The sequence below is a fragment of the Caulobacter sp. GW822-FHT07D08 genome (assembly GCF_058798735.1).
This window is the reverse complement of sequence record NZ_JBXAKU010000055.1, coordinates 1-1,030: the sequence shown is the minus strand read 5'-3', so window position 1 is coordinate 1,030 and position 1,030 is coordinate 1. Positions and strand designations below refer to the sequence as shown.

Below are 1,030 nucleotides of genomic sequence, written 5' to 3'. Positions count from 1 at the left end.
ACGGTGCTGCTGGCCAAGGCCCCGGGCCACAACAACTTCGCCGACTGGCCGGTGGTCAAGGACATCGACGAGCGCTTCTATTTTCGGCCCTGTGGCGGTCGCCTGTTGATCACCCCGGCCAATGAGACGCCGAGCACGCCCTGCGACGCGGTCGCCGAGGAAATGGATGTCGCCTTGGGCATGGCCCGGTTCGAGGCCGTCGCCGATCATCCGGTGCGCCATCTGGTCGGCCGATGGGCCGGCCTGCGGACCTTCGCGCCCGACCGGGCGCCGGTCGTGGGCTGGTCGACACAGCGCCCCGGATTCTTCTGGCTGGCGGGCTTGGGGGGCTTTGGCATCCAGACCGCTCCGGCCATGGGTCGCCTGGCCGCGGCGCTACTTGAGGGACGTCCGATCCCAGACGATCTGATCGACCAGGGTGTTGAGGCGCGAGCCTATGCCCCCAAGCGGTTCGAAACGGGCGCATGAGCCATCAGATCGCCTTGGCGTGGCGTTGGCCCTCGGCGTTGAAATAGGCGTCGAACACCGCCGCGATCGAGCGCACCAGCAACCGGCCCGGCGGCAGGACCTCGATCGTGGCCTCGCGGATCCGCGCCAGACCGTCGGCCACGAACGGGGTCAGGCGCGACAGCTCGGCGGCCAGGTCGCTGGACCGCCGGCCATGGCGCGCGCACACCGCCGCCAGGTCGACGCAGAAGTCGCACATCAGCCGCTCGATGATCTCGCCACGGAAGCGATCGTCGTCGCTGATCACGACCCCGCGCGCCACCGGCAGCCGGCCCTCCTTGACCGCCGCGCGCCAGGTCAGCTCATGGGCGGCGTTCTGCACGAAGCCCTGCGGCAGACCACTGATCGCCGAGGCGCCCATGCCCAGGAGGGTGACGGCCGGATCGGTCGTGTAGCCCTGGAAGTTGCGCCGCAGGGTCCCGGCCGCCAGGGCCTGGGCCATAGGATCCTCGGGCAGGGCGAAATGGTCGAGGCCGATCCGCACATAGCCTTCTGCCGCCAGCCGTTCGGCGGCGCTTTCGCT

2 protein-coding genes are annotated in these 1,030 nt (G+C 70.0%); one reads left to right on the top strand and one right to left on the bottom strand.

Translation table 11 applies throughout. The features are described 5' to 3' along the window. On the top strand, nucleotides 1-468 hold a 468-nt coding region (locus AC1RJ9_RS28340), incomplete at its 5' end, for an NAD(P)/FAD-dependent oxidoreductase (RefSeq protein WP_492842019.1). A 4-nt stretch (nucleotides 469-472) separates the two neighbouring features. Here the strand turns inward: AC1RJ9_RS28340 and AC1RJ9_RS28335 are convergent. Then, a partial coding sequence (locus AC1RJ9_RS28335; protein WP_492842021.1) for an oxygen-independent coproporphyrinogen III oxidase occupies nucleotides 473-1,030 on the bottom strand: 558 nt, incomplete at its 5' end.